This window comes from Chitinimonas sp. BJB300, from assembly GCF_002735695.1.
In the GTDB taxonomy this organism is placed as follows: Bacteria; Pseudomonadota; Gammaproteobacteria; order Burkholderiales; family Chitinimonadaceae; genus Chitinimonas.
Genome location: NZ_PDZH01000281.1, coordinates 1 through 1,920 on the forward strand (window position 1 = coordinate 1; position 1,920 = coordinate 1,920).

Here is a 1,920-nt window from a genome sequence, read left to right on the forward strand (position 1 = left end):
GTTGCGGCTTGGCAATGCTGCATAAACTAGCGGGTGGGAATCCCGTCCAGGTAATCGCTAGCCACGAGCCTGGTATCGAGCCTTGCAGGCATATCGGTAACGATATGTTTGATGCGTAGGCACGAAAGAAAGCGAGGCGCAAAGGTAACAGGTCATGCTGACCCTGAAGGATCGAGTCCCGAAATGACCGCATTGGATATGGCCGATAGTCTGTTCCTACTAGCAGGCAACAGTTGCCACGGCGCTTAGGCAAGTTGTGGCAAACATCCCGGGATCTAAGTCCGTATCGAGCTTTACATTGAGTTTATGCCGTAACCAAGGAGATCCGAAAGTCGGCGCGCAAGCGCACCTCCCAACAAGCCTAACCAGCGAGGAAGGAGGCGGAGGCTATCGGAAGTCGGAGATACCCATAGTAGCGAAGAAGTCTGGTAATGCGGACGGAGCCAAGGGGTATCGGTTTGAGATAACGGGTAAGGGATACATGACCCGACACTGAGCGGACTATGTTCATGACAACACAACTTACTCGTTTCACACAGTGGGCGCGTGAGAGCCCGCAGCGAAATTACAACTCCCTGCTAGGGATGCTGTTCGATCCTGATGGGTTAAACGCGAGCTTCGAGCGCCAAGCAGCAAACAAGGCGTCTGGAGTGGATGGGGTGCGCAAGGCGGAATATGGCGGAGCCGGATTGGTTGGAAGGCTAGTCGATCTGTCTGCCAGAGTACGCCGTTTAGGGTATCGACCAAAGCCGGTGAGGCGGGTGTATATACCGAAGGCGAACGGTGGTCGCCGCGCATTGGGCATTCCCAGTTTTGAGGACCGAATCGTGCAAGATCGGACGAGTCTGATCTTACAGGCGATCTGGGAACCCGAATTTCGAGAATGCTCGTATGGATTCCGTCCGGGACGCAATGCGCATCAAGCGCTGAAACGCCTGACGGAAATCATTACGGTGGAGCGCACACAGTGGATCGTAGAAGCAGATATCAAGGGATTCTTTGATAACGTCAACCACGACCACTTGAAGCGTTTCCTAGCACATCGAATTTCAGATACGAGACTGCTACGAATCATCGATCGTTTCCTCAAGGCCGGGGTGCTGGAAGATGGCATCATCAGTGCCAGTGAGCAAGGTACGCCCCAAGGAGGATTGGTTTCACCAGTGCTGGCCAATATCTATCTGCACTATGTATTGGATATGTGGTTTGAGAAACGCTACGCGAAGACATGTCGCGGTACGGCACAACTAGTGCGGTATGCGGACGATTTTGTCGCCTGCTTCCAATGGGAAAGTGATGCTAAACGATTCTTGCAAGAGTTAAAGACGCGGCTAGCCCAATTTGACCTGGAAGCGGAACCTAGTAAAACAGCCGTTCTTCGGTTTGGGCACTTGGCGCAGAGGCGTTGCAAACAGGATGGGCATCGTCGTCCACAAACTTTCAATTTCCTAGGCGTCACGCACTACGTGGGTCGGAGCCGCAAGGGCAACTTTGTGGTGGGACATAAGACACAGCGGGAACGCATTCAGAAGAAACTCAAAGAACTGAATGTACGCTTGGCAAGTTTGAGGGTTCGTGGTGGCAAGGCCATGATGGAATATGCCTATCGGCATCTTCAAGGCCATATCCAGTATTTTGGGGTAAGTGGAAACAGCAGGAGCCTACGGCAGTACCGGCAACAAGTACAAAGGCTCTTGTTTAAATGGCTGAATCGCCGAAGCCAACGCCGAAGTTGTAATTGGAAGCAGTTCGGCGAGGCAATGGAAGGCTATCTACCTCGGACACGTATTGTTCACAACCTCTACCCGTCACTACCGTGGATGACTCAAACTGGGAGCCGGATGGTGTAACGCTCCAAGTCCGGTTCTGCGAGGGCGGCAGCGCGTATCAGGAAACTGAGATCGCTGCCGCTACTCTCCA

At 53.0% G+C, this 1,920-nt stretch carries 1 protein-coding gene; it reads left to right on the plus strand.

Annotation, left to right across the window (positions count from 1 at the left end; genetic code table 11):
- Nucleotides 1-509 precede the first annotated feature (509 nt).
- Nucleotides 510-1,850 (plus strand): group II intron reverse transcriptase/maturase, encoded by a 1,341-nt coding sequence (gene ltrA, locus CSQ89_RS21325; protein ID WP_099407961.1) that lies wholly within the window; start codon nt 510-512, stop codon nt 1,848-1,850.
- Nucleotides 1,851-1,920: the final 70 nt, after the last annotated feature.

Coding starts and splice junctions, on each gene's coding strand:
- ltrA (WP_099407961.1), top strand. CDS start 510: ATGACAACACAACTTACTCGTTTCACACAGTGGGCGCGTGAGAGCCCG.